The sequence below is a fragment of the Paraburkholderia aspalathi genome, from assembly GCF_900116445.1.
GTDB classification, from domain to species: domain Bacteria; phylum Pseudomonadota; class Gammaproteobacteria; order Burkholderiales; family Burkholderiaceae; genus Paraburkholderia; species Paraburkholderia aspalathi.
In genome coordinates, this window is record NZ_FPBH01000027.1 from 17374 (window position 1) to 38649 (window position 21276).

At 62.7% G+C, this 21276-nt stretch carries 19 protein-coding genes; 13 read left to right on the forward strand and 6 right to left on the reverse strand.

Annotation, left to right across the window (positions count from 1 at the left end; all coding sequences use genetic code 11):
- Nucleotides 1-130 precede the first annotated feature (130 nt).
- Entirely contained in the window at nucleotides 131-1129 is a 999-nt protein-coding gene (gene hemB / locus BM438_RS32485) for a porphobilinogen synthase (protein WP_093643376.1), read from the reverse strand.
- A 252-nt stretch (nucleotides 1130-1381) separates the two neighbouring features.
- Nucleotides 1382-2035 carry a ribosome biogenesis GTP-binding protein YihA/YsxC gene (gene yihA, locus BM438_RS32490; RefSeq protein WP_093643378.1) on the reverse strand — a complete coding sequence of 218 codons (654 nt, stop codon included), beginning with the start codon at nucleotides 2033-2035 and terminating at the stop codon, nucleotides 1382-1384.
- 216 nt (nucleotides 2036-2251) lie between these two features.
- Here yihA and BM438_RS32495 point away from each other — a divergent pair, with 216 nt between their 5' ends.
- The 5 genes from BM438_RS32495 to msrQ all read left to right on the forward strand — a co-directional run bounded on the left by BM438_RS32495 (nucleotide 2252) and on the right by msrQ (nucleotide 8368).
- The gene (locus BM438_RS32495; RefSeq protein WP_093643380.1) at nucleotides 2252-2905 is read left to right on the forward strand and encodes a c-type cytochrome; all 654 of its coding nucleotides are present in this window, start codon (nucleotides 2252-2254) and stop codon (nucleotides 2903-2905) included.
- 117 nt (nucleotides 2906-3022) lie between these two features.
- Nucleotides 3023-5245: a cytochrome c biogenesis protein ResB gene (locus BM438_RS32500; RefSeq protein ID WP_093643382.1), complete on the forward strand. Its 2223-nt coding sequence runs from the start codon at nucleotides 3023-3025 to the stop codon at nucleotides 5243-5245.
- 4 nt (nucleotides 5246-5249) lie between these two features.
- The gene (ccsB, locus tag BM438_RS32505) at nucleotides 5250-6461 is read left to right on the forward strand and encodes a c-type cytochrome biogenesis protein CcsB (protein WP_093643384.1); all 1212 of its coding nucleotides are present in this window, start codon (nucleotides 5250-5252) and stop codon (nucleotides 6459-6461) included.
- Between the two features lie 198 nt (nucleotides 6462-6659).
- Nucleotides 6660-7655, forward strand: coding sequence for a protein-methionine-sulfoxide reductase catalytic subunit MsrP (gene msrP, locus BM438_RS32510; protein ID WP_093643387.1), 996 nt, complete (start codon nucleotides 6660-6662; stop codon nucleotides 7653-7655).
- Between the two features lie 11 nt (nucleotides 7656-7666).
- Nucleotides 7667-8368, forward strand: a complete 702-nt coding sequence (gene msrQ, locus BM438_RS32515) for a protein-methionine-sulfoxide reductase heme-binding subunit MsrQ (protein ID WP_093643389.1) — start codon at nucleotides 7667-7669, stop codon at nucleotides 8366-8368.
- Between the two features lie 81 nt (nucleotides 8369-8449).
- On the opposite strand, the gene lysA is transcribed toward msrQ, so the two are convergent.
- On the reverse strand, nucleotides 8450-9712 hold the full coding sequence (lysA, locus tag BM438_RS32520; RefSeq protein WP_093643391.1) for a diaminopimelate decarboxylase: 1263 nt from the start codon (nucleotides 9710-9712) through the stop codon (nucleotides 8450-8452).
- Nucleotides 9713-9721: 9 nt separating this feature from the next.
- Entirely contained in the window at nucleotides 9722-10066 is a 345-nt protein-coding gene (gene lptM, locus BM438_RS32525) for an LPS translocon maturation chaperone LptM (RefSeq protein ID WP_093643393.1), read from the reverse strand.
- A gap of 35 nt (nucleotides 10067-10101) precedes the next feature.
- Here lptM and cyaY point away from each other — a divergent pair, with 35 nt between their 5' ends.
- The gene (gene cyaY, locus BM438_RS32530) at nucleotides 10102-10419 is read left to right on the forward strand and encodes an iron donor protein CyaY (RefSeq protein WP_093643394.1); all 318 of its coding nucleotides are present in this window, start codon (nucleotides 10102-10104) and stop codon (nucleotides 10417-10419) included.
- 79 nt (nucleotides 10420-10498) lie between these two features.
- Here the strand turns inward: cyaY and BM438_RS32535 are convergent, their stop codons facing one another.
- The gene (locus BM438_RS32535; RefSeq protein ID WP_093643395.1) at nucleotides 10499-12898 is read right to left on the reverse strand and encodes a penicillin-binding protein 1A; all 2400 of its coding nucleotides are present in this window, start codon (nucleotides 12896-12898) and stop codon (nucleotides 10499-10501) included.
- A 255-nt stretch (nucleotides 12899-13153) separates the two neighbouring features.
- On the opposite strand from BM438_RS32535, the gene pilM reads away from it, so the two are divergent.
- The 7 genes from pilM to BM438_RS32570 all read left to right on the forward strand — a co-directional run bounded on the left by pilM (nucleotide 13154) and on the right by BM438_RS32570 (nucleotide 20608).
- Complete coding sequence (pilM, locus tag BM438_RS32540; RefSeq protein ID WP_093643396.1) at nucleotides 13154-14146, forward strand: type IV pilus biogenesis protein PilM; 993 nt, start codon at nucleotides 13154-13156, stop codon at nucleotides 14144-14146.
- Nucleotides 14143-14871 (forward strand): fimbrial assembly protein, encoded by a 729-nt coding sequence (locus BM438_RS32545; RefSeq protein ID WP_425270755.1) that lies wholly within the window; start codon nucleotides 14143-14145, stop codon nucleotides 14869-14871. The genes pilM and BM438_RS32545 overlap by 4 nt, the downstream gene beginning before the upstream one ends.
- Entirely contained in the window at nucleotides 14868-15791 is a 924-nt protein-coding gene (locus BM438_RS32550) for a hypothetical protein (protein ID WP_093643397.1), read from the forward strand. The genes BM438_RS32545 and BM438_RS32550 overlap by 4 nt, the downstream gene beginning before the upstream one ends.
- 188 nt (nucleotides 15792-15979) lie before the next feature.
- A complete protein-coding gene (locus tag BM438_RS32555) occupies nucleotides 15980-17584 on the forward strand; it encodes a type IV pilus secretin PilQ (protein ID WP_244179513.1) in 1605 nt (534 codons plus the stop codon).
- Nucleotides 17585-17691: 107 nt separating this feature from the next.
- Nucleotides 17692-18243, forward strand: a complete 552-nt coding sequence (locus BM438_RS32560; protein ID WP_093643398.1) for a shikimate kinase — start codon at nucleotides 17692-17694, stop codon at nucleotides 18241-18243.
- Nucleotides 18244-18251: 8 nt separating this feature from the next.
- Nucleotides 18252-19328 (forward strand): 3-dehydroquinate synthase, encoded by a 1077-nt coding sequence (gene aroB / locus BM438_RS32565; RefSeq protein WP_093643569.1) that lies wholly within the window; start codon nucleotides 18252-18254, stop codon nucleotides 19326-19328.
- 77 nt (nucleotides 19329-19405) lie between these two features.
- Nucleotides 19406-20608, forward strand: a complete 1203-nt coding sequence (locus BM438_RS32570) for a deoxyguanosinetriphosphate triphosphohydrolase (RefSeq protein WP_093643399.1) — start codon at nucleotides 19406-19408, stop codon at nucleotides 20606-20608.
- A gap of 80 nt (nucleotides 20609-20688) precedes the next feature.
- Here the strand turns inward: BM438_RS32570 and BM438_RS32575 are convergent, their stop codons facing one another.
- Nucleotides 20689-21069: an ElaB/YgaM/YqjD family protein gene (locus BM438_RS32575; protein ID WP_093643400.1), complete on the reverse strand. Its 381-nt coding sequence runs from the start codon at nucleotides 21067-21069 to the stop codon at nucleotides 20689-20691.
- Nucleotides 21070-21276 lie beyond the last annotated feature (207 nt).

Consider the following 21276-nt stretch of genomic DNA (forward strand, 5'->3'; position numbering starts at 1 on the left):
CCCCCGACGCGCCCGCAAAAAAACGCGCGCCAGAACACGCATAAAAAACGGAGGCACGACTTAAAGTCGGCCTCCGTTTTTTTGGGGCGTTGTCAGAAGACTAGCGTCGCCGATAAAGCAACACGTTAAATCACTTCTGCGAGCGCAAAATCCGCGCGGCATCCAGCGCGAAGTAGGTCAGCACGCCATCCGCGCCTGCCCGCTTGAACGCCAGCAGCGACTCCATCATCGCCTTGTCGTGATCGAGCCAGCCATTTTGCGCGGCCGCCTTCAGCATCGCGTATTCGCCGCTGACCTGATACACGTAGGTCGGGAACTTGAACTCGTCCTTCACGCGACGCACGATGTCCAGATACGGCATGCCCGGCTTGACCATCACCATATCCGCGCCTTCTTCGATGTCCGCCTGCACTTCGCGCAGCGCCTCATCCGAGTTGGCCGGGTCCATCTGGTAGGTCATCTTGTTGCCCTTGCCGAGGTTCGTCGCGGAACCGACGGCATCGCGGAACGGGCCGTAAAACGCCGACGCGAACTTGGCTGCATAAGCCATGATGCGCGTGTGGATATGTCCCTCGCTCTCGAGCATTTCGCGGATCGCGCCAATGCGGCCGTCCATCATGTCCGAGGGCGCAACGATATCGACGCCCGCTTCAGCTTGCACGCGAGCCTGTTCCACAAGGATCTCGACGGTCTCGTCGTTGATCACGTAGCCCGCTTCGTCCAGAACGCCGTCCTGGCCGTGGCTCGTGTACGGATCGAGCGCGACGTCGGTCAGCACGCCGAGGTCGGGGAAATTCTTTTTCAGTTCGCGAACCGCGCGCGGAATCAGGCCAGCCGGGTTGGTCGCCTCGCGACCGTCAGGCGTCTTCAAGGAAGGATCTATGGCCGGAAAGAGCGCCAGTACCGGCACGCCCAGCTCGACACATTGCTCGGCCACGCCCATCAGCAGATCCACCGACACACGCTCGACGCCTGGCATCGACGGTACGGCTTGCCGCACGTTGGTGCCTTCGACGATAAACACGGGATAGATCAGATCGTTGGTGGTGAGGATGTTTTCTCGCATCAGGCGGCGCGAGAAGTCGTCACGGCGCATGCGGCGCGGACGGTAGTGCGGAAAGAAGCTCATAACCGAATCGAGGAAACGTGGATGTGTGGAGTGGGCGAGTAACGCGTGCCTCCGCTCCCGGAAACTTTTCGAGACAATGGTATATCATACCGATCGAGCAAGGCGCCCTGCGCTGACCTCCCCGCTTCTCCTCCCTGAGCGGGTGCCTGTCGTTTTTTCGATTAGGCTGTTTGACCCGCCGTTAAAGCGGCGGGTTTTTTTATGGGCGGCCGGAATGGCGTTTTTTTGCCCGGGTTCGCACCCGCGGCGCGATTACTGCGGCGCGTCTGCTTCGCCCTTCGCTTCGGGGATCAGCCAGCCTTCGATCAGTTCGTGCGCTTCGTCGATGCCGACGCGTTTGAGCGCCGAGAACAGCTGCGCGGTCAGTTCGCCCTGGTAGCCAGCGGCGCGATATTCGGCCAAACCTTTCTGCGTTGCGCGCAAGGCGTTGACGCTTTCCTGACGCGTCAATTTGTCGCACTTCGTCAGCAGCGTGTGGATCGGCTTGCCGGTCGGCGCGAACCACTCGATCATCCGCCGGTCCAGGTCCGTCAACGGGCGGCGCGAGTCCATCATCAGGATCATGCCGCGCAGTTGCGAGCGCGATTGCAGGTAGGTGGAGAGCAGCGCTTCCCAGTGGGCCTTGGCTGCGCCCGGCACTTCCGCGTAGCCGTATCCCGGCAGGTCGACCAGATGCGCAGTCGGCTCATCCTCCTTGCCCACCGAGAAATAGTTGATGTGCTGGGTGCGGCCAGGCGTCTTACTGGCGAAGGCCAGACGCTTCTGATTGCACAGAATATTGATGGCCGTGGACTTGCCCGCATTCGAGCGTCCCGCAAAGCAGATCTCGGGTTGCGCGGTGGCCGGCAGATCACGCAAGTGATTGACGGTCGTGAAAAAGCGGGATTGGTGGAGCAGGAAGGACATGATCAGGCCGGTATTCGAGACGCCGGGGAACCCGGAGTGGGGACGGGTCAAGCCCGACTGGCGTCTTAGCGATTAGCGAGTTATTGTACAATACGATGGTTTACTGAAAACCTGAGGGGGCCAGCCCGCGTGCCTTGGCGGCTCTTTGCGGTCACTCAGTCGCTGTCGTATCTTGCAAAACCTCTAAAATCCCACAAGACGAGACAGGGTGTGCGAATGAATCGACTGTGCAAGACTCTGATGGTGCTTCATGTAGCGGCAGGTCTTTCAGGTTTGGCAATTCAGGCACGAGCAGCAGATCCGGCAAAGCCGGACGTCAATCGGGGGCAGGCAATCGCAGTCCAGGTTTGCGCGACATGTCACGGTGCAGACGGCAACAGTGCTGGCGGTGCGTATCCAAAGCTGGCAGGTCAGCATCCCGAGTATCTCGTCAAGCAGCTGATGGATTTCAAAACGCAGCCGGGCGCCAAGCAGCCCGCGCGCAACAATGCGATCATGGCGGGCATGGCCGCGGCGCTGTCCGATCAGGACGTGGTCAACGTGGCTGCTTATTTTTCGACGCAGACCCCGAAGCCAGGCTACGCGCATAACAAGGACACTGTCCCGCTCGGCCAGAAGATTTACCGCGGCGGCATTGCGGACAAGGGAGTACCGGCGTGCGCAAGCTGCCACGGGCCGACCGGTCAGGGGATTCCGTCGCAGTATCCGCGTCTGTCGGGCCAGTGGGCCGAATACACGGTGGCGCAGTTGACCGCGTTCACGCAGGGTCCGGGCGCACGTAACAACAATGAGGCGATGCACGCTATTGCATCGCGTCTGTCGGACAGCGAGATCAAGGCTGTAGCCGATTACATCGCGGGCTTGCACTAAGAAGTCCGCACGCAAGCAACCACCGGCCCGGCGAGGCCGGTACAAAACAAGAAAAGGGTGAGGGCGTCGTGTTTACGACAGCCCTTCACCCTTTTTTGCTGTTCAGTCGGAGTATGAATGAGCGTCACCACGTCGGGTTTGCAGTCGAAGTCGGGCAATCGCATCACGCGCAGCATCATCGAGGTATTGAGTTCGATGCGTTTCGCGATCGCGCTGCTCGTGATTCTGTCGATCGCCAGCATCATCGGCACCGTCCTCACGCAGGACGATCCGTATCCCAACTACGTCAATCAGTTCGGCCCGTTCTGGGCGGACATTTTCCGCTCGCTGAGCCTGTACACGGTGTACAGCTCGTGGTGGTTCATGCTGATTCTCGGCTTCCTGATGGTGTCGGTGTCGCTGTGTGTGATCCGCAATGCACCGAAAATGGTTGCGGACGCCAAGAGCTGGAAAGACAAGGTCCGCGAAGGCAGCTTGCGCGCGTTCCATCACAAGGGCGAGTTCGCGGTGCACGGCAAGCGCGCGCAGACCGCGGCTGTACTCGCCAAACTCTCGGCCAAGCTCGGCTACAAGTTCGTCACGCGTGAGTCGGACGGCGCAACGCTGATCGCCGCCAAGCGCGGCGCGCTGACCAAGTTTGGCTACATCTCCGCGCACATTGCGATTGTGGTGATCTGTCTGGGCGGCCTGCTCGACAGCAATCTGCCGATCAAGCTGCAAATGTGGCTGTTCGACAAGTCGCCGATCCGCGCCAACACGGTGATCAACGACATTCCGCCAGAACATCGTCTGTCGCAATCGAACCCGACTTTCCGCGGCTATGCGTGGGTGCCGGAAGGGCAGCATGTGTCGACGGCGATCCTTAACCAGCCGGACGGCTCGCTGATCCAGGACCTGCCGTTCTCGATCGAGCTGAACAAATTCATCGTCGATTACTACTCGACGGGCATGCCGAAGTTGTTCGCGAGCGATATCGTCGTGGTCGACCATAAGACGGGCGCACGCGTGCCGGCACGCGTCGAAGTGAACAAGCCGTTCACCTACGACGGCGTGTCGATCTACCAGTCGAGCTTCCAGGATGGCGGCTCGCAGATGCGGATGACCGCGTACCCGATGTCCGGCGCGAGCGCGAAGACCGCGCCGTTCGGCGGCACGATCGGCGGCAATGCGCCGTTGGGCACGGCCACGCCGCTGGCTGACGGCCAGACCGTCGAATTCACCGATTTCCGCGCGATCAACGTCGAAAACGTCTCCAATGGCAGCGGCCAGAACGATGCGCGTGGCGTCGCCGCGCATCGGTCACTGAAAGAAGCGTTCGACGAGCGTCTCGGCTCCGGCGCCAAGAGTTCGAAGCCCCTCGATCTGCATAACGTCGGTCCGTCGGTGCAGTACAAGGTGCGCGACAAGGACGGCCAGGCGCGCGAGTACAACAACTACATGCTGCCGGTGGACGTCGCGGGCGAAAAGATGTTCCTCGCCGGCATGCGTCTGAATCCGGACGATCCCTTCCGCTACCTGCGGATTCCCGCCGACACCGGTGGGACCGTGAAGGAATGGATGAACCTGCGCGCCACGCTTGAAGATCCGGCCATGCGCGCGGCGGCCGCTCACCGTTTCGCGCTGCGCTCGGTGCCGGGTTCAAATACCGAACTGCAACAGCACCTCGAAGAAAGCGCATTGCGTGTCCTGACCCTGTTTGCCGGTGCGGACAACAGTATCAAGATGCCGAACGGCCAGACAGTTGGCGGTTTCCAGGCGGTTGCGGGGTTCATCGACCATTCCGTGCCGAAGGGTGAGCAGGAAAAAGCCGCAGGCTTGCTGCTGCGCATGCTGGAAGGCGCGACGTGGGACCTGTGGCAACTGTCGCGTGAGCAGCTGAGCGAGCCGGATGCGCAGCCCAACGCGGACGCCAGCCGCTTTGTCCAGAGCTCGATCAATGCAATATCCGACAGCTTTTTGTATGGTTCGCCGGTCTATTTACAGCTCGACTCATTCAAGCAGGTGCAAGCTTCGGTATTTCAGTTGACGCGCGCGCCGGGCAAAAAAGTCGTGTATCTTGGCAGCCTGCTCCTCGTGTTGGGCATCTTTTCGATGTTCTACGTCCGCGAACGGCGCCTCTGGTTCTGGCTCAAAGATACCGATCACGGCACGAATGTCGTGATGGCGATGTCGAGCGCGCGCAAAACGCTCGATTTCGAAAAGGAGTTCGTTCAAACGCGCGACGCTGTCGGCGCCGCGTTGGGCGCCAAACTCACTGAAGCATCCGACGCCGCCGGCGCTTCCGACAAACCCGGCCCAGCCGGCGCGCCGTCCGCACGCTCACAAGATTCGACCCGGTAAGATCATGGACTTGACTCAGGTTTCCTCATCCTCCTCTTCAGCCTCGCGGCCGCAGAAGTCGTTCGCGAACGAGGCACTCAACGTTGCTCAGTTCGACGAGCGGCCGTTTCTGAAACGCCTCGGTGTCGTCGACTGGCTGTTCGCCGTCGTGATGGTCGCGGGCGCGGGGTTTGCGCTGTCGCGCTATCACCCGTTCATGAATTACTACGACAAACTGGTGCTGTGCCTCGCGGTGCCGGTGTTCGTGGTACTCGGCTGGCGCTGGAAGCCGGTGCGTCCGCTGATGGTGGGCATTGCCGCGCTGTCGCTGCTGGCGATCCAGATCTATCACGGCGATCTGACGCGCGCGGATAACGCGTTCTTGCTCAAATATTTCCTGTCGAGCCAGTCCGCAATCCTGTGGATGAGCGCGCTCTTCGTCTTCGCCACCGTCTTCTACTGGATCGGCCTGCTGTCGCGTTCACCGACCGGCGCCGCGATCGGTTCAAAAATGACGTGGGCTGCGGTGGTGATGGGCTTCGTCGGTCTGATGGTGCGCTGGTACGAGTCGTACCTGATCGGCGCGGACGTCGGCCATATCCCAATCTCGAACCTGTACGAAGTGTTCGTGCTGTTCAGCCTGATCACGGCGCTGTTCTATCTGTACTACGAGCAGCACTACAACACGCGTGCGCTCGGCGCATTCGTGCTGCTGGTGATCAGCGCGGCGGTCGGCTTCCTGATGTGGTACTCGGTCGCGCGCGACGCCCAGCAGATCCAGCCGCTCGTGCCGGCGCTGCAGAGCTGGTGGATGAAGATCCACGTGCCGGCTAACTTCATCGGTTATGGCAGCTTTGCGCTGTCGGCCATGGTCGGCGTTGCGTATCTGGCGAAAGAACGCGGCGTGCTGGCCGACCGCCTGCCGCCGCTCGATGTGCTCGACGACCTGATGTACAAGTCGATCGCCGTCGGCTTCGCGTTCTTCACGATCGCGACGATTCTCGGTGCGCTGTGGGCCGCGGAAGCATGGGGCGGTTACTGGAGCTGGGACCCGAAGGAAACGTGGGCGCTGATCGTGTGGCTGAACTACGCGGCCTGGCTGCATATGCGCCTGATGAAGGGCCTGCGCGGCGCGGTGGCGGCCTGGTGGGCGCTGACCGGCCTGCTGGTGACGACCTTCGCGTTCCTCGGCGTCAACATGTTCCTGTCGGGGCTGCATAGCTACGGCAAGCTGTAAGATCTGCCGTTCTGAGCCGACTAAAAACCGCCGCGTGTTTCGCACCGGCGGTTTTTTTACGTCCGGCGGAATATTCGCTGCATCCAGTGTGTTTGTTAGATCAGCACCCAAGGATGGCTGGGCGAGTGGCTAAACGAGCCGATCATCAATATGGCCCCGTAAGATAGACAACCCGATGGGCCGGCAAGGAGCAGCACGATGTGGATCAAGCGAAGCGACAGAACTCAACTCGTTGGCGATGACATCGCACGCAGCGAAATCACGCCTCAGCATGTCTTCGAGAACCGGCGGCGCGTGTTGCAGGCTGCGGGCGCGTTGGCGCTCGGTAGTCTGATCGGCGTAAATGGCGAAGCGCTAGCCGCGTATTCGTCGCCGGATCCGAAGGCGCAGAAGCTCATGGCGAAGACCAACCCGAAGTTCGTCGCGCCCGACAAGATCACGCCGTACAAGGACATCACCACGTACAACAACTACTACGAGTTCGGCACCGACAAGGCGGATCCCGCGCACAACGCCGGTACGTTGCGTCCGCACCCGTGGAAGGTGAGCGTCGAGGGCGAAATCAAGAATCCGAAGGTGTACGACATCGACGAATTGCTGAAGCTCGCGCCGCTCGAGGAACGCGTGTATCGGTTGCGTTGTGTCGAAGGCTGGTCGATGGTGATTCCGTGGATTGGCGTGCCGCTCGCGGAGTTGATCAAGCGCGTGCAGCCGACCGGCAACGCGAAGTACGTGCAATTCATCACGCTCGCCGATCCGTCGCAAATGCCTGGCCTGTCGACGCCGGTACTCGACTGGCCGTACACCGAAGGTCTGCGAATGGACGAAGCAATGAACCCGCTGACGTTCCTGACGATGGGTCTCTACGGCCAGGTGCTGCCGAATCAGAACGGTGCGCCGATCCGTGTCGTGGTGCCGTGGAAGTACGGCTTCAAGAGCGCGAAGTCGCTGGTGAAAATCCGCTTCCTCGACAAGCAGCCGCCGACCAGCTGGAACACGTATGCTTCGAACGAATACGGTTTCTATTCGAACGTGAATCCGAACGTCGATCACCCGCGCTGGAGCCAGGCCACCGAGCGGCGCATCGGCGAAGATGGTTTCTTTACGCCTAAGCGCAAGACGTTGATGTTCAACGGCTACGGCGATCAGGTCGCGTCGCTGTATCAGGGCATGGACCTGAAGAAAAACTTTTGAGCGGCGTCATCATGGCTTCCTCCGACACGCAACCTGTTGCCGAGACCTCGCGAACAACGCCGCGTACCAAAGCGCCGGCGTCAGCGACGACAAAGCGGCCCGCCACCGGTGCGCGCTGGATCGTACCCGCGAAAATCGTGGTGTTCATTGCGGCGTGGTATCCACTTGCGCGCATCGTGCTGTTCGGCGTGACCGATCGGCTGGGCGCGAATCCGATCGAGTTCATCACGCGCTCGACGGGCCTGTGGACGCTCGTCTTTCTTTGCATCACGCTGGCGGTGACGCCGTTGCGTCGACTGACCGGCATCACTGCAATGGCCAGGTTTCGCCGGATGCTAGGTCTCTATGCATTCTTCTACGCGACGCTGCACTTCACCACATACCTGTGGTTCGACAAGTGGTTCGACGTTGCCGCGATTCTCAAGGACATCGGCAAACGGCCTTTCATCACTGTGGGTTTCGCGGCGTTCGTGCTGCTGATCGCATTGGCCGTTACATCGCCGCGCGCGATGGTGCGAAAACTTGGACGCCGCTGGCAGACATTGCATCGCGCGATCTATGCGATCGGCGGGCTCGCGATCCTGCACTTCTGGTGGATGAAGGCGGGCAAGCACGACCTGATCTTGCCGAAGATTTACGGGGCGATCATGGTCGCGTTGCTGGGGTGGCGTTTGCTCGTGTGGTTGCGCGAGCGCAGGGTAAAGACACGCTGACCACCAGGTACAGCGCGCAAATGAAAAGGCGATGCCGCAGTGGCATCGCCTTTTTTGTCGAGGTGCTCTCGGCTCAGACGTTTACGCCGGCAAGATCGTCTCACCCGAAAATAGCTGCTTCACCTCTTCACGAGCGCGGACCACATACGCTTGTGTACCATCAACCATCACCTCGGCCGCACGCGGACGGGTGTTGTAGTTCGAGCTCATCACGAAGCCATAGGCGCCAGCCGAGCGAATCGCCAGCAGATCGCCCGGTTCGACCGCCAGCAGACGCTCGCGACCCAGCCAATCGCCGCTTTCGCAAACCGGGCCGACCACGTCGTACACGTGGGCGGGCACGTCGCGCTTAACGACCGCCTCGATCGCGTGATACGCCTCGTACATCGCAGGGCGTGCGAGGTCGGTCATCGCCGCGTCGACGATGGCGAAGTTCTTTTCCGCGCCAGGCTTCAGAAATTCGACGCGCGTAAGCAGTACACCGGCATTGCCGACCAGCGAACGGCCCGGCTCGAAATACACTTCACGATGCCCATGACCGCGCGCTTCAATGCGATCCAGCACCGTGCGCACGAAGTCGCCGATTTCCGGCGGGGTTTCGTCGTCATACGTGATGCCGAGACCGCCGCCTACGTCGATGTGGCGAATCTTCACGCCGTCCTGTTCGATCTGTTCGACCAGTTCGAGAACCTTGTCGACTGCGTCCAGATACGGCGCGACTTCAGTGATCTGCGAGCCGATATGGCAGTCGATGCCGACCACGTCGAGATGCGTCATCGCCGCGGCGGCGCGATACGTAGTGCGTGCATCTTCGAACGCGACGCCGAACTTGTTCGACTTCAGGCCGGTGGAAATATACGGATGTGTTTTCGCGTCGACGTCTGGATTCACTCGCAGCGAGACGGGGGCCTTTCTGCCCATTTCTGCCGCCACCGCATTCAGACGGTCGAGCTCGGGAATCGACTCGACGTTGAAGCATTTGACGCCGGCCGCGAGCGCCTGACGCATCTCGTCCGCATGCTTGCCGACGCCGGAGAACACGGTGTTTTCCGCTTTGCCGCCGGCGGCCAGCACACGCGCCAGTTCACCGCCCGACACGATGTCGAAGCCCGCGCCGAGACGCGCGAACACGTTCAGCACCGCGAGATTGCTATTGGCCTTGACGGCGACGTGCACGGTCGCACGGCGGCCGGCGCAAGCGCCTGCGTAGGCATTCCACGCTTCGGTGAGCGCGGCGCGCGAATAGACGTACAGCGGTGTGCCGAACTGTTCGGCGAGTGAGGCGGCGGACACGCCCTCGGCGTGCAACACGCCGTCGACGTAGTCAAATGCGGATCGAGTCATGCGAAAGTCTTATTGAGCGGGAGTGACGGCGGAGGCAGGTTGCGCAGGCGCAGCAGCGGATGCAGCAGATGCGGGCGGCGCGGCGAGTTCGCTTTCCGGCGCCAACGAGAGCGGCGCGCCGGAAGTATCCGGCACCTCACCCATCGTGGAGGGGGTTGCCGTGCCCGATTTCACTGTATCCGGCGACGGCGGTTGTGTGCGATCGATCGGCTTGGCCGGTAGCGGCGGCACGGTGGGCAAATAGAGCGAACCGCGTTGCCCGCAGCCGGCAAGTGCACAACCTGCGAGAATGGCTAAACCCGCTACAATCGCGCGGCCGGGCGCCGCCGCGCGCATCCGAGATACGACTCGCATGACTGTCCCTGAATAAATAATCGATGGAGTTTAGCATGTCCGATAGTGATTACCTGACCCGCGCGGAAGCCGCGCTAGCCGCCATCGAACGCGCGCTTGACGACACGGAAGCCGACATCGAACTCGAGCGCAGCGGCAATGTCCTGACCCTCGAATTCGAGAACCGCACGAAGATCATCGTCAACCTGCAGCCGCCGATGAGCGAGATCTGGATCGCCGCGAAAGCGGGTGGTTTCCACTTCCGTTTCATCGACGGTGAATGGCGCGATACGCGCAGCGGCACCGAGTTTTTCGCCGCGCTGTCGGAGTACGCGACGCAGCAGGCCGGCGAGCCGGTTCAGTTCAAAGCGTAAAGCGTTTGGTAAAAACCGCCGCGCATCGAGCGCGGCGGTTTTTTTCTGGCGAACGTTGCCGCCTCTTCTGAGCGCGTCTTTAGTGCCCGCGGAACAGATTCATGATGTCCTGCTTTTCCTGTTCGCCGACCTGCTCGGGCGCGGCCGCGGACGCACCGCTCGCCTCGGCATCCAGCGCTGCCTGACTGATACCGACCGTCGAGACGAATCCGTGGCCCGGCGTGAACTCGTCGAAATACAGTTCTGAGCCGAGCTCGGTCACACCGTCGGGCATCGGCATCTTGTAGTCCGGCACACCCTTGAGCGCGCGCGCCATGTATTCGATCCAAACCGGCAACGCGAGGCCGCCGCCCGTTTCCTTATCGCCGAGACTGCGCGGGTTGTCGTAACCGATCCACGCGATCGCTGTGAGCGTGTGCTGATAGCCGCCGAACCACGCATCGCGCGAATCGTTCGTCGTGCCGGTCTTGCCGCCGAGGTCGGTACGTTTCAGCACGTTGCTCTTCGCGCCCGTGCCTCGTTGCGCGACGCTTTGCAGCAGGCTGTTCATCACATACGCATTGCGCGGTTCGATCGCGTGCGGCGCGCTCTGCTCGGCGACCAGCGGTTGCGCGTGCGCCACGACGATGCCGCGCTGATCGGTGACTTCCGCGATCAGATACGGGTTGATGCGATAGCCGCCGTTAGCAAACACCGAGAACGCGCCGGCCATCTGCAAGGGCGTAACGAGTCCCGCGCCGAGCGCCATCGGGAGGTAAGCTGGGTGACGGTCCGCGTCGAAGCCGAAACGCGTGATGTATTGCTGCGCATACTTGGTGCCGATGTGGTTCAGGATGCGAATCGACACGAGGTTCTTCGACTTCTGCAGGGCGGTGCGCATGGTCATAGGACCATCGAAACCGCCGCCGTAGTTCTTCGGTTCCCACGCCTGGCCGCCCGTCTCCGCAGCGCTGAAAAAGAGCGGCGCATCGTTGATCACCGTGGCCGGTCCGAGCCCCTTTTCGAGCGAGGCCGAATAGATGAACGGCTTGAAGCTCGAACCCGGTTGACGCCACGCCTGGGTCACGTGGTTGAACTTGTTCTTGTTGAAGTCGAAACCGCCGACCAGCGCGCGAATCGCGCCATCCTGCGGCACCACCGAAACGAATGCGCCTTCCACTTGCGGCAACTGCGTGATCGACCAGTTGCCGTCGTCATCCTTCACGACGCGAATGATCGCGCCGGGACGCACGCGTTGATTCGGCTGCGCGCGCGTGCCGAGCGCGAACTGCGCGAAGCGCAGGCCGTCGCCCTGAATGGTCGCGACGTTGCCGTCGATGAAGGTGGCCTGGACCTGCTTCGGACTCGCCGCCGTGACCACCGCGGCGATGATTTCACCGTTGTCGGGATGTTCGAGCAACGCGTCGTCGATAGCCTGTTCGCGGTCGTCCGCATCGGACGGCAAATCGATGAACGCCTCCGGCCCACGATAGCCGTGGCGCCGTTCGTAGTCCATCAGACCTTTGCGCAGCGCCCGGTAAGCAACGTCCTGATCTGCCGAGTCGATGGTGGTCACCACGTTCAGCCCACGCGTGTACGCCTCTTCGCGATACTGCGCGTACATCATCTGCCGCACCATTTCCGCGACGTACTCCGCGTGCACGCTGAATTCCTTGCCCGCACCCTTGACGATCAGCGGTTGCCTGCTTGCCTCGTCGTATTGTTCCTGAGTGATGTAGTGCAGTTCGTACATTCGCTGCAGGATGTACTCCTGGCGGATCTTCGCGCGCTTCGGATTGACCACCGGGTTATACGCGGACGGCGCCTTCGGCAAACCCGCCAACATGGCGGATTCCGCCAGGGTCAGGTCCTTCAGATCTTTGCCGAAGTACACCCGCGCCGCGCTCGCGAAGCCATACGCACGCTGGCCGAGGTAGATCTGATTCATGTACACCTCGAGAATCTGATCTTTCGACAGTTTCGACTCGATCTTGTACGCGAGCAGCATCTCGTAGATCTTGCGCGTGTAGGTCTTTTCGCTCGACAGGAAGAAGTTGCGCGCCACCTGCATGGTGATCGTGCTGGCGCCTTGCGTGGCGTGGCCGTTGGTCAGTGCGACGAAGCCGGCGCGCGCGATGCCTGTGAGGTCGACGCCGCCGTGATCGTAGAAGCGCGCGTCTTCGATGGCCAGCACGGCTTTCTTCAGGCTATCGGGCACGTCCTGGATATGGACGATATCGCGCCGTTCTTCACCGAATTCGCCGATCAGCACGTGGTCGGCCGTATAGATGCGCAATGGCACCTTCGGCCGGTAGTCGGTCAGCGCATCGAGCGACGGCAGGTTCGGCGTTGCTACCACCAGCGCATAACCGAGCACCAGCAGCACGCACAGGATGCCTGCGACGATCAGACCCACCAGGCCGATGATGAGCTTGAGCCACAGGGGGCGTTTGCGCTTCTGCGGCGCGGGCGGCGGAGACGTGGGAGACGTGGATTGCATATGGGCACCAAAAAACAGTCCCGCGATTATAGCCGCCTCGCTTTTCAGCTTTCGGCGTGCTTACTGACAGTTCTTGACAAGTCTGCACGCCGCGCGCGGGAATGACTTCACTGTAGACGCTTTGATGGCCGAGAGGGCGCGCGTCGCGCAACGTTAGCCATTCGGCTGAGTGTCGCGCGGCGGCGCGGCTAAGCACAATCCTCACTCGTTACTCGCGTTCGAATGGTTCGTCGCGTGAGTCTGAGGGAGGGCGTGATGACATTCAAAAGTTCGTGGCTTCAAGGTGTGCAACTCGGCGCGCAGCGTTTCGCGGCGGGCATCGATGTGGGTTCGCAGGCGGTGCGACTGGTCGTGGTGAGTCAGCATTCGCGCGCACGTGCCGCGCTGCACATCGAACATGCGAGCACCGTGCCGCTCGGCGCGGGCGCAATGGCCGGTACGGAGATCGCCGACCGGCATGCGGTGGCGCGTGCGTTGCGTGACGCATTCGCGGGGCTGCCGCGCGCGTGTGCGACGCATGCATTGCGCTGCGCGATGGCGCTGCCCGCCTCGGCCACGTTGACCACTACCGTGCCGCTCACACGGCTTGCCGCGCTCGTCGGTTGCGTGGGAGACGGCGGGCATGAACTCGCCGAACTCGAACCGGCGGTGATGAGCGAAGTCGAGCGCATCGCAGGCCTCGAGCGGCACGCGTTGGCGGTCGACTGGTTCGTCGACGAAACGCGTTCGCCAATCCGTTCGGTGACGATCGCCGCAACCGCACGCCAGCATCTCGAAGCGCGTATCGAATGCGCCGCGACCGCCGGCATCTCGCTCACCGCGATCGATGGCGAGCCGCACGCGGCATTGCGCGCCATGCGCTACGCGGCGAGTCACGAACTCGATCCGCACGAGCCCTACGTCGCACTCTGGATCGGCACGGACGGCGTATATGGCTGGCGCGTCGTCGACGACTGCCTGGTCGGTGAAATGCGCTACCCGGCGCCCGAACACGCCGATCTCGCGGATGCGTTGCGTGATCTTGTCCACGGTCCTGTACTCGATTGTGCGTTGTTGAGCGGCGAGGTCGATCTGCTCGACAGCGTGGGTTTCTCGATCGCGGATATCGCCGATGTGTTGGGTTGCACCGTGATGCCGTTCGAGTGTGCGGCGCTGGGTGGGCGCGCACGTCAACTGCACGATCCGCTGTTGCACGAGCCGGCTGCCGCGGTCGCATTCGGACTTGCGTTGCGCGGAGTACTTGAATGATGCGCGGTCTGCCGCCCCGTTTGGCTCCGGCGGCCCCGGACACGCGTGCTTCTACGCGTGGCGTGCGCTTCACACAGCCGTGGCTCGGCGGTTTCAACCTGCTGCCGTACAGGCAACGCAACGCCCGGCTCGCGCGCCGGCGGCGTCTGCTCGAATGGTTTGTCGCCGCGCTTACCGGTTTTGCGGCCGTGTTTGCGTTAGTCGGATGGCAGGCATTCGAAAGGGCGCGACTGGATGCGCGGCGCGCGTCGGTCGAACAATCGCTCGCGCAACTGGCCGAGCCGCTCGCCGAGCACGCCAGATTGTTGCGGGTGCAGGACGAACAACGCAAAAGCGTGGCGCGTGCGATGAACCTGTCCGAGCCACTTACGCATTTGCGCGACCTGCTGGATGCACTGAGTTTTGAACCCGGTGACGGTGTGGTGTTGCAGCAGATGCGGCAGCGCGAGCATGAGACGGAGTTGCTCGCGACCTCGCGCGGACATACCGCATCTGCCGAGTGGCTCAAACGCTTGAGCGCGATCCGCGGTGTGAAGGGCGCCGAGGTGAGCGATCTGCGTCGCTCGGCGTCACGCAGCAGTCCGGTGGCGGCGGCCAGCGTGAGCGGCCCGATCGAATTCGGAGCGCATCTGCGTTGGGGCGACCCGCCGAAGAAAACAGCCCATACGTCGGGCCTCGCCGCGCAACGTCACATGAAATCTGAACAGTCAGGAGATACGAAATGAGTACGACTTTTCTCGGGTTCGGCGGCGCGGCCAGCGCGCGGCCAGCGCTTTCTCAGTGGATGACGCGCGTGCGCGTGCCGCTCGCTGCCTGGAGTCGTCGGCGCCGTTGGGCGGTTGCGTTGCTGATCGCTGCCGTGGTGTTCGGACTTGGCACGCATGGTTGGGTTGTGGCGGATCTCGGCGGCGTCGAGGCGAGCCGTGCGGCATTGGAGGCGGCCACGCGGCACCTCACTGACGCGCACCGTGCGCTGACGCAATTGCCCGCGCTGCGTCGGGACGTTGCCGCCATGCCGGGTGCACAGTTGCCTGCGCCATGGACCTCCGCGGACGACGTGCGGATCGTATCCGAACTCGCGGCGCAGAATAGCGTCTCGTTGCTCTCGGTAGAACCGGGTGCTGCCAGTGGCTCAGGTGCCGAAAGCATGCGTCCTGTGCAACTCACCGCGCACACCGATTTCGTTCACCTGATGGCATTTCTGCGCGGCCTGTCGGATCTGCCGGTGCTGATCGTGCCCGTCGATGTGACGGTCAAGCGCGATGCGGATTCGTTAGCGGTGAAAGCAACGCTGCACGTATTCAGCGCGCTGAGGCCGCTGCCTTCAACTGCGAATGCGGACGCGTTTGCCGACGAAAGCCTCGATTCGGATGACGAAGAAAATATCGTGTTCTTCGACCCGTTCTCGCTTCCGCAGACGCTTGCGTCCGATGAGCCGCCGCCTGATGCTTCGCAGCTGCGCCTCGTCGGCTTGCTGCACGATCGCACGCGCGGACTTGCCTTGCTAGATACGCCGGATGGTGCGACCACCGTCGTGTCCGGGCAGCAACTCGGCACCGAGCGCGTCACGCGGCTCGACGCGCTCAGCATCACGCTGGCAAATGGCTGCGTGACACGCACGCTGGCACTGACGGGGACGTCCTGATGAGGTTGATGAAGACGTTCGGTTTTGCGGAGTCGCGCGTCGGCGTTCGTGTGTGGTTTGGTTCGGGCGTGTGTCGCGGCTTGTCTGGAAGGATGCGTGCGAGCCCAGTTTGCAACTTGGTTCGCAGCTCGATTCACAATCCGCTTTGCAGCCTGCTTCGCAATCCGATTCGCAGCCTGATCGCATGCATGGCGATAAGCGTCGGCATCGCGCATGCTTCGACGCCACCGTTGCCGCCGCTGCCCGCATACATGCCGCTCGACGACGCCATTACGGCGCCCGAAGCCCGATACGATGTACCGCCCTTACCGCGCGGCATCGCTGCCGAAGTACCCAACCCGTTCCGCGACAATTCCGTCGCCGACTCTGGCGTATCGCGAGGGACGGCACCCGCTGACATCGGACGCGCTGACGACCTTGCCGACGACGCAGACGGTTCGGTGCCACTACGGAGGCAATCCGCGATGTCGGCGCACAACGACGCCAAGGGAACCTCGGCGCTCGAAGGGCCGCCGGTGCCGTTGCCTCCGCTTGCGCGCCTGAGCAACGCACCGAAGACCCCCGACGACGCCAAACTCGCCGCCGACGACAAACCGATCTCGCTCAACTTCCAGCGCGCGGAACTCGGCGCGGTGCTTAACGCGTTCGCCCAGTTCACCGGCCTGAACATCGTCGCGAGCGAGAGAGTGCGTGGCGCCGTCACACTACGACTCGACAAGGTCCCGTGGCGCACTGCATTCGATACCTTGCTCGACGTCAACGGGCTCGCCATGGAGCGCCACGGCAACGTGATCTGGGTCGCGCCGATCGCGGAGCTGGCCGCGCGCGAACGGCAGCGTTTCGAAGCGCACGCGAGAGCCGCCGATCTCGAACCGCTCGCAAGCCGCACGTTCGAGCTGCACTACGCGCGGGCCGAAGACGTGCGGCGCCTGCTGACCGGCGCCGGTAACCAGCGCGTGCTGTCCAAACGCGGCGCCGCGACGGCCGATCCGCGCACCAATCTGCTGTTCGTCACCGATCTCGAAGGACGCCTCGCGCAAATCACGGCGCTGCTTGCTTCCGTCGACCGGCCGACCCGGCAGGTGTTGATCGAAGCGCGCATCGTCGAGGGAGAGCACGGTTTTTCGCGCAATCTCGGCGTGCGGCTCTCCATGGCGGCCACTAGCGCCGACGGCACCGCCCGAGGCCTGACCGGCGGCGCGGACGGCACCGTGTACGATCTGTCAGCGCGTCCGATTTCCGGTTTCGATGCCGCCACTGCCGGGCTGACCTTGTTCGCAGCCGGCGCGACGCGGCTCCTGAACATCGAGCTGAGCGCGCTGGAGGCCGAAGGCCGCGGCGAAATCGTCTCGAGCCCCCGGGTGGTGACGGCGGACCGGATGAAAGCGGTCGTCGAGCAGGGCACCGAGCTGCCCTATCAGGCGAAAGTGGGGCAGGGCGTGTCGGGCGTGCAGTTTCGCCGCGCTACGCTCAAACTGGAGGTCGAGCCGCAAATCATGCCGGACGGTAGAGTGGTGCTGGACCTCGACGTCGCCAAAGACAGCGTCGGCGAGCAGACCGACGCCGGGCCCGCGATTAATACCAAACACGTGCAAACGCGCGTCGAAGTCGAAGATGGTGGTACGGTGTCGATCGGCGGAATTTACGCGACCGACAACCGGGACGATGTGACGCGGGTGCCGCTCCTGGGCAAAATACCGGTTTTAGGCGCGCTTTTCCGCCATCGGGCCCATCGGGACCAGCGCAGTGAACTGGCAGTTTTCATCACGCCGCGCGTCGTTCAGACAAATTAGGGGCACGCTGCCGCCGCTCTCCAGCGGCGGCCTGCAGGCTCGACAAGGCAGCCGCTTTGCCAGTAAGCTGCGGCACGAACCATACCGGATTAGCCAGAGGGACACCGTTGCAAGCGCGGGACGCACACGCCAATGTATTTTTTGTAGGGCTCATGGGGGCAGGCAAAACCACCGTGGGCCGGGCCATTGCGCGCCGTCTCGATCGCCCGTTCTTCGATTCCGACCATGAAATCGAGGCGCGTACGGGCGCGCGCATCCCGGTGATCTTCGAGCTGGAAGGCGAAGCGGGCTTTCGCGATCGCGAAGCGCACGTGATTTCCGACCTGACCGGGCGCGACAATATCGTGCTGGCCACGGGCGGCGGCGCGGTGCTGCGGCCGGAAAACCGCGAAGCGCTGCAAAATCGGGGTGTGGTGATCTATTTGCGCGCCAATCCGCACGATCTGTGGCTGCGCACCCGACGCGACAAGAATCGCCCGCTTTTGCAGACTGAAGACCCCAAAGCGCGCCTCGAGGCGCTCTACGAAGTACGCGATCCGCTATACCGGGAATGCGCGCACTTCGTGATCGAAACTGGCCGGCCTTCGGTCAACGGACTCGTCAACATGGTTCTGATGCAGCTCGAGATGGCCGGCGTCGCCAAACATCCTGCGTCATAATGGACCGTATGATTACCGTCAATGTCGAACTGGGCGAGCGCGCCTACCCCATCCATATCGGTGCTGAACTGATCGGCCAGACCGCATTGTTCGCGCCGCATATCACCGGCAGTTCGGTCACCATCGTCACGAACACCTCGGTCGACCCGCTTTACGGCGACAAGCTGCGCGCCGCGCTGGCGCCGCTCGGCAAGCAGGTCTCCACGGTCGTTTTGCCGGACGGCGAAGCGTACAAGAACCTCGAAACCCTGAACCTGATTTTCGACGCGCTGCTGGGCTCGCGCGCCGATCGCAAGACCACGCTGATTGCCTTGGGCGGCGGCGTGATCGGCGACATGACGGGGTTTGCCGCAGCGTGCTACATGCGCGGTGTGCCGTTCATTCAGGTACCGACTACGTTGCTATCGCAGGTGGATTCGTCGGTGGGCGGCAAGACTGGCATCAACCATCCGCTTGGCAAGAACATGATCGGCGCGTTCTACCAGCCGCAGGCCGTGATCGCCGACATCGGCGCGCTGCGCACGCTGCCGGCGCGTGAACTGGCGGCGGGCGTCGCGGAAGTGATCAAGACCGGCGCGATTGCCGACGCCGGTTTCTTCAGCTGGATCGAGGCGAACGTCGAAGCGCTCAATCGCTGCGAGCCCGAAGTGCTGGCCTTGGCGGTCAAGCGCTCGTGTGAGATCAAGGCGTCAGTCGTGGCGCAGGACGAGCGCGAAGGCGGGCTGCGCGCGATCCTCAATTTCGGCCACACCTTCGGCCATGCGATCGAAGCCGGACTCGGCTACGGCGAATGGCTGCACGGCGAGGCGGTGGGCTGCGGGATGGTGATGGCGGCGGACCTGTCCGTGCGCATGGGTTATCTCGACGAAGCGGCGCGCAAGCGTCTCGTCGACGTGATCGTTGCCGCGCATCTGCCCACCCGGGCGCCTGCGCTCGGCGAGTCGCGTTATGTCGACCTCATGCGGGTCGACAAGAAGGCTGAAGCCGGCGCGATCAAATTCATTTTGCTGAAGCGTTTCGGTGAGACGCTGATCACCCAGGCGCCCGACGCCGAGGTGCACGCCACGCTGGCCGCCGCCGTCTAGACCGATCTGGCAGAGGCTTCGCAGCAAGGCAGCACGCACGAGCGTCACGAGGCGCCGCCCATGTTTCGGAGAATCCGGTGACTGACAGGCGCAGCGACGATGTAAAGCATGACCCGGCAGGCACGCCCGTGAGCGGCGTGCCGTCGCAGGAAGCACTCGAAGCGCACCTCGCGCCGTATGCGGCACGTTCTGCTCAATCGCGCGGACGCCGCTATCCCGAAGCCGCGCCCAGCGCGCGCACCGAATTCCAGCGCGATCGCGACCGCATTGTCCATTCGACGGCGTTCCGCCGGCTCGAATACAAAACCCAGGTATTCGTGAATCACGAGGGCGATCTGTTTCGCACGCGACTCACCCATAGCCTGGAAGTCGCGCAGATTGCCCGTTCCGTGGCTCGCAATCTGCGCGTCAACGAAGACCTCGTTGAAGCCATTTCGCTTGCGCACGATCTCGGTCATACACCGTTCGGCCATGCGGGCCAGGACGCGCTGAACGAATGTATGCGCGAGCATGGCGGCTTCGAACACAATCTGCAAAGCCTCGCGGTGGTCGACGATCTGGAGGAGCACTACGGCGCGTTCAACGGCCTGAATCTGTGCTTCGAAACGCGGGAAGGCATTCTCAAGCACTGCTCGCGCGAGAATGCGCGGCGCCTCGGCGCGCTCGGCGAGCGCTTTCTGGAGGGGCGGCAGCCTTCCATCGAAGCGCAGATCGCCAATGTCGCCGATGAGATCGCGTACAACAACCACGACGTCGACGACGGCTTGCGCTCGGGCTTGCTCACGGTGGAGCAGCTTGCCGAAGTGGAGTTATGGCAGACGCACTACGTGGCGGCGCGCGGCGACTTTCCGCAGATCGAAGGGCGCCGGCTGATTCACGAGACGGTGCGCCGCATCATCAATACGTTGATCGTCGACCTGATCGATACGACCTCGCTCAATCTTGCAAAGCATGCGCCGGCTTCGCTGGACGCAGTGCGCGCCGCACCGCCGCTGGTCGCGCATAGCGAAGCAATCTCCGCGCAGGCGGCGGTGCTCAAGCGTTTCCTGTTCAAAAATCTGTACCGCCACTATCGCGTGATGCGCATGGCCAATAAGGCCCGCCGCGTGGTGGCCGGTTTGTTCGATGCGTTCACCGAAGATTCGCGGCTATTGCCACCCGGTTATCAATCAACGGACGCGTCGCAGCAACCGCGCCTGATCGCCCATTACATCGCAGGCATGACGGATCGATACGCGGTGAAGGAGTATCAACGGCTGTTCGTAATCGACGACAACTAAACGGGCCTGCACCGACGGGCGTCGGCGCAAAAAGGCCGCCGCGATGGCGGCCCGTCTCGCTGCTCGTTGCAAAAACCCGCCTAGCGCACCCGCGATGCGAACAGCGCACCCGCGATCAGCGCAACGCCGCCGACGATCGCAATCGTCTGCCAGGGGTTTTCGTGCACGTAGTCGTCGGCGTCGGCGATCGCCACTTCAGCGCGTTCGCGCATGGCTTCGCGGGTGTCGTTCAGGCGCTCGCGAGCGGTGTCGAGCTGCTTGCGCAGTTTGCTGCGCAGCGCCACTGCATCCGCCTGGGTGCCGTCCGCCAGGGTGGATTCGAGTTCCGACATCAGCGTGCGCAGTTCACCTGCGATATCTTCGGCCGCGTGGCGGCTATGGCGAGCTATACGCCGCGCACGGCGGCTGGTGGTGGTCCAGGATTCGCCGAGGGCGTCTCGCGTGTTCGGAAGTGTTGTCATGGTCGCTCCGTCGATGAGATGAGGATGAAAAAGGTCCCACGCTGGCATAGAGATACACGTCGCCACGCGGGAAACACTTCGAGAGCGCAACTTCGATGCCAAACCCCAAGCCCCTACGCACCGTGGCGCGGGCCGCGATTCCTACGCAGATATTGCACGAGCCGGCCCGCTTGCTGGTCAAATTTACAAACGCACGCTCGCACTTGC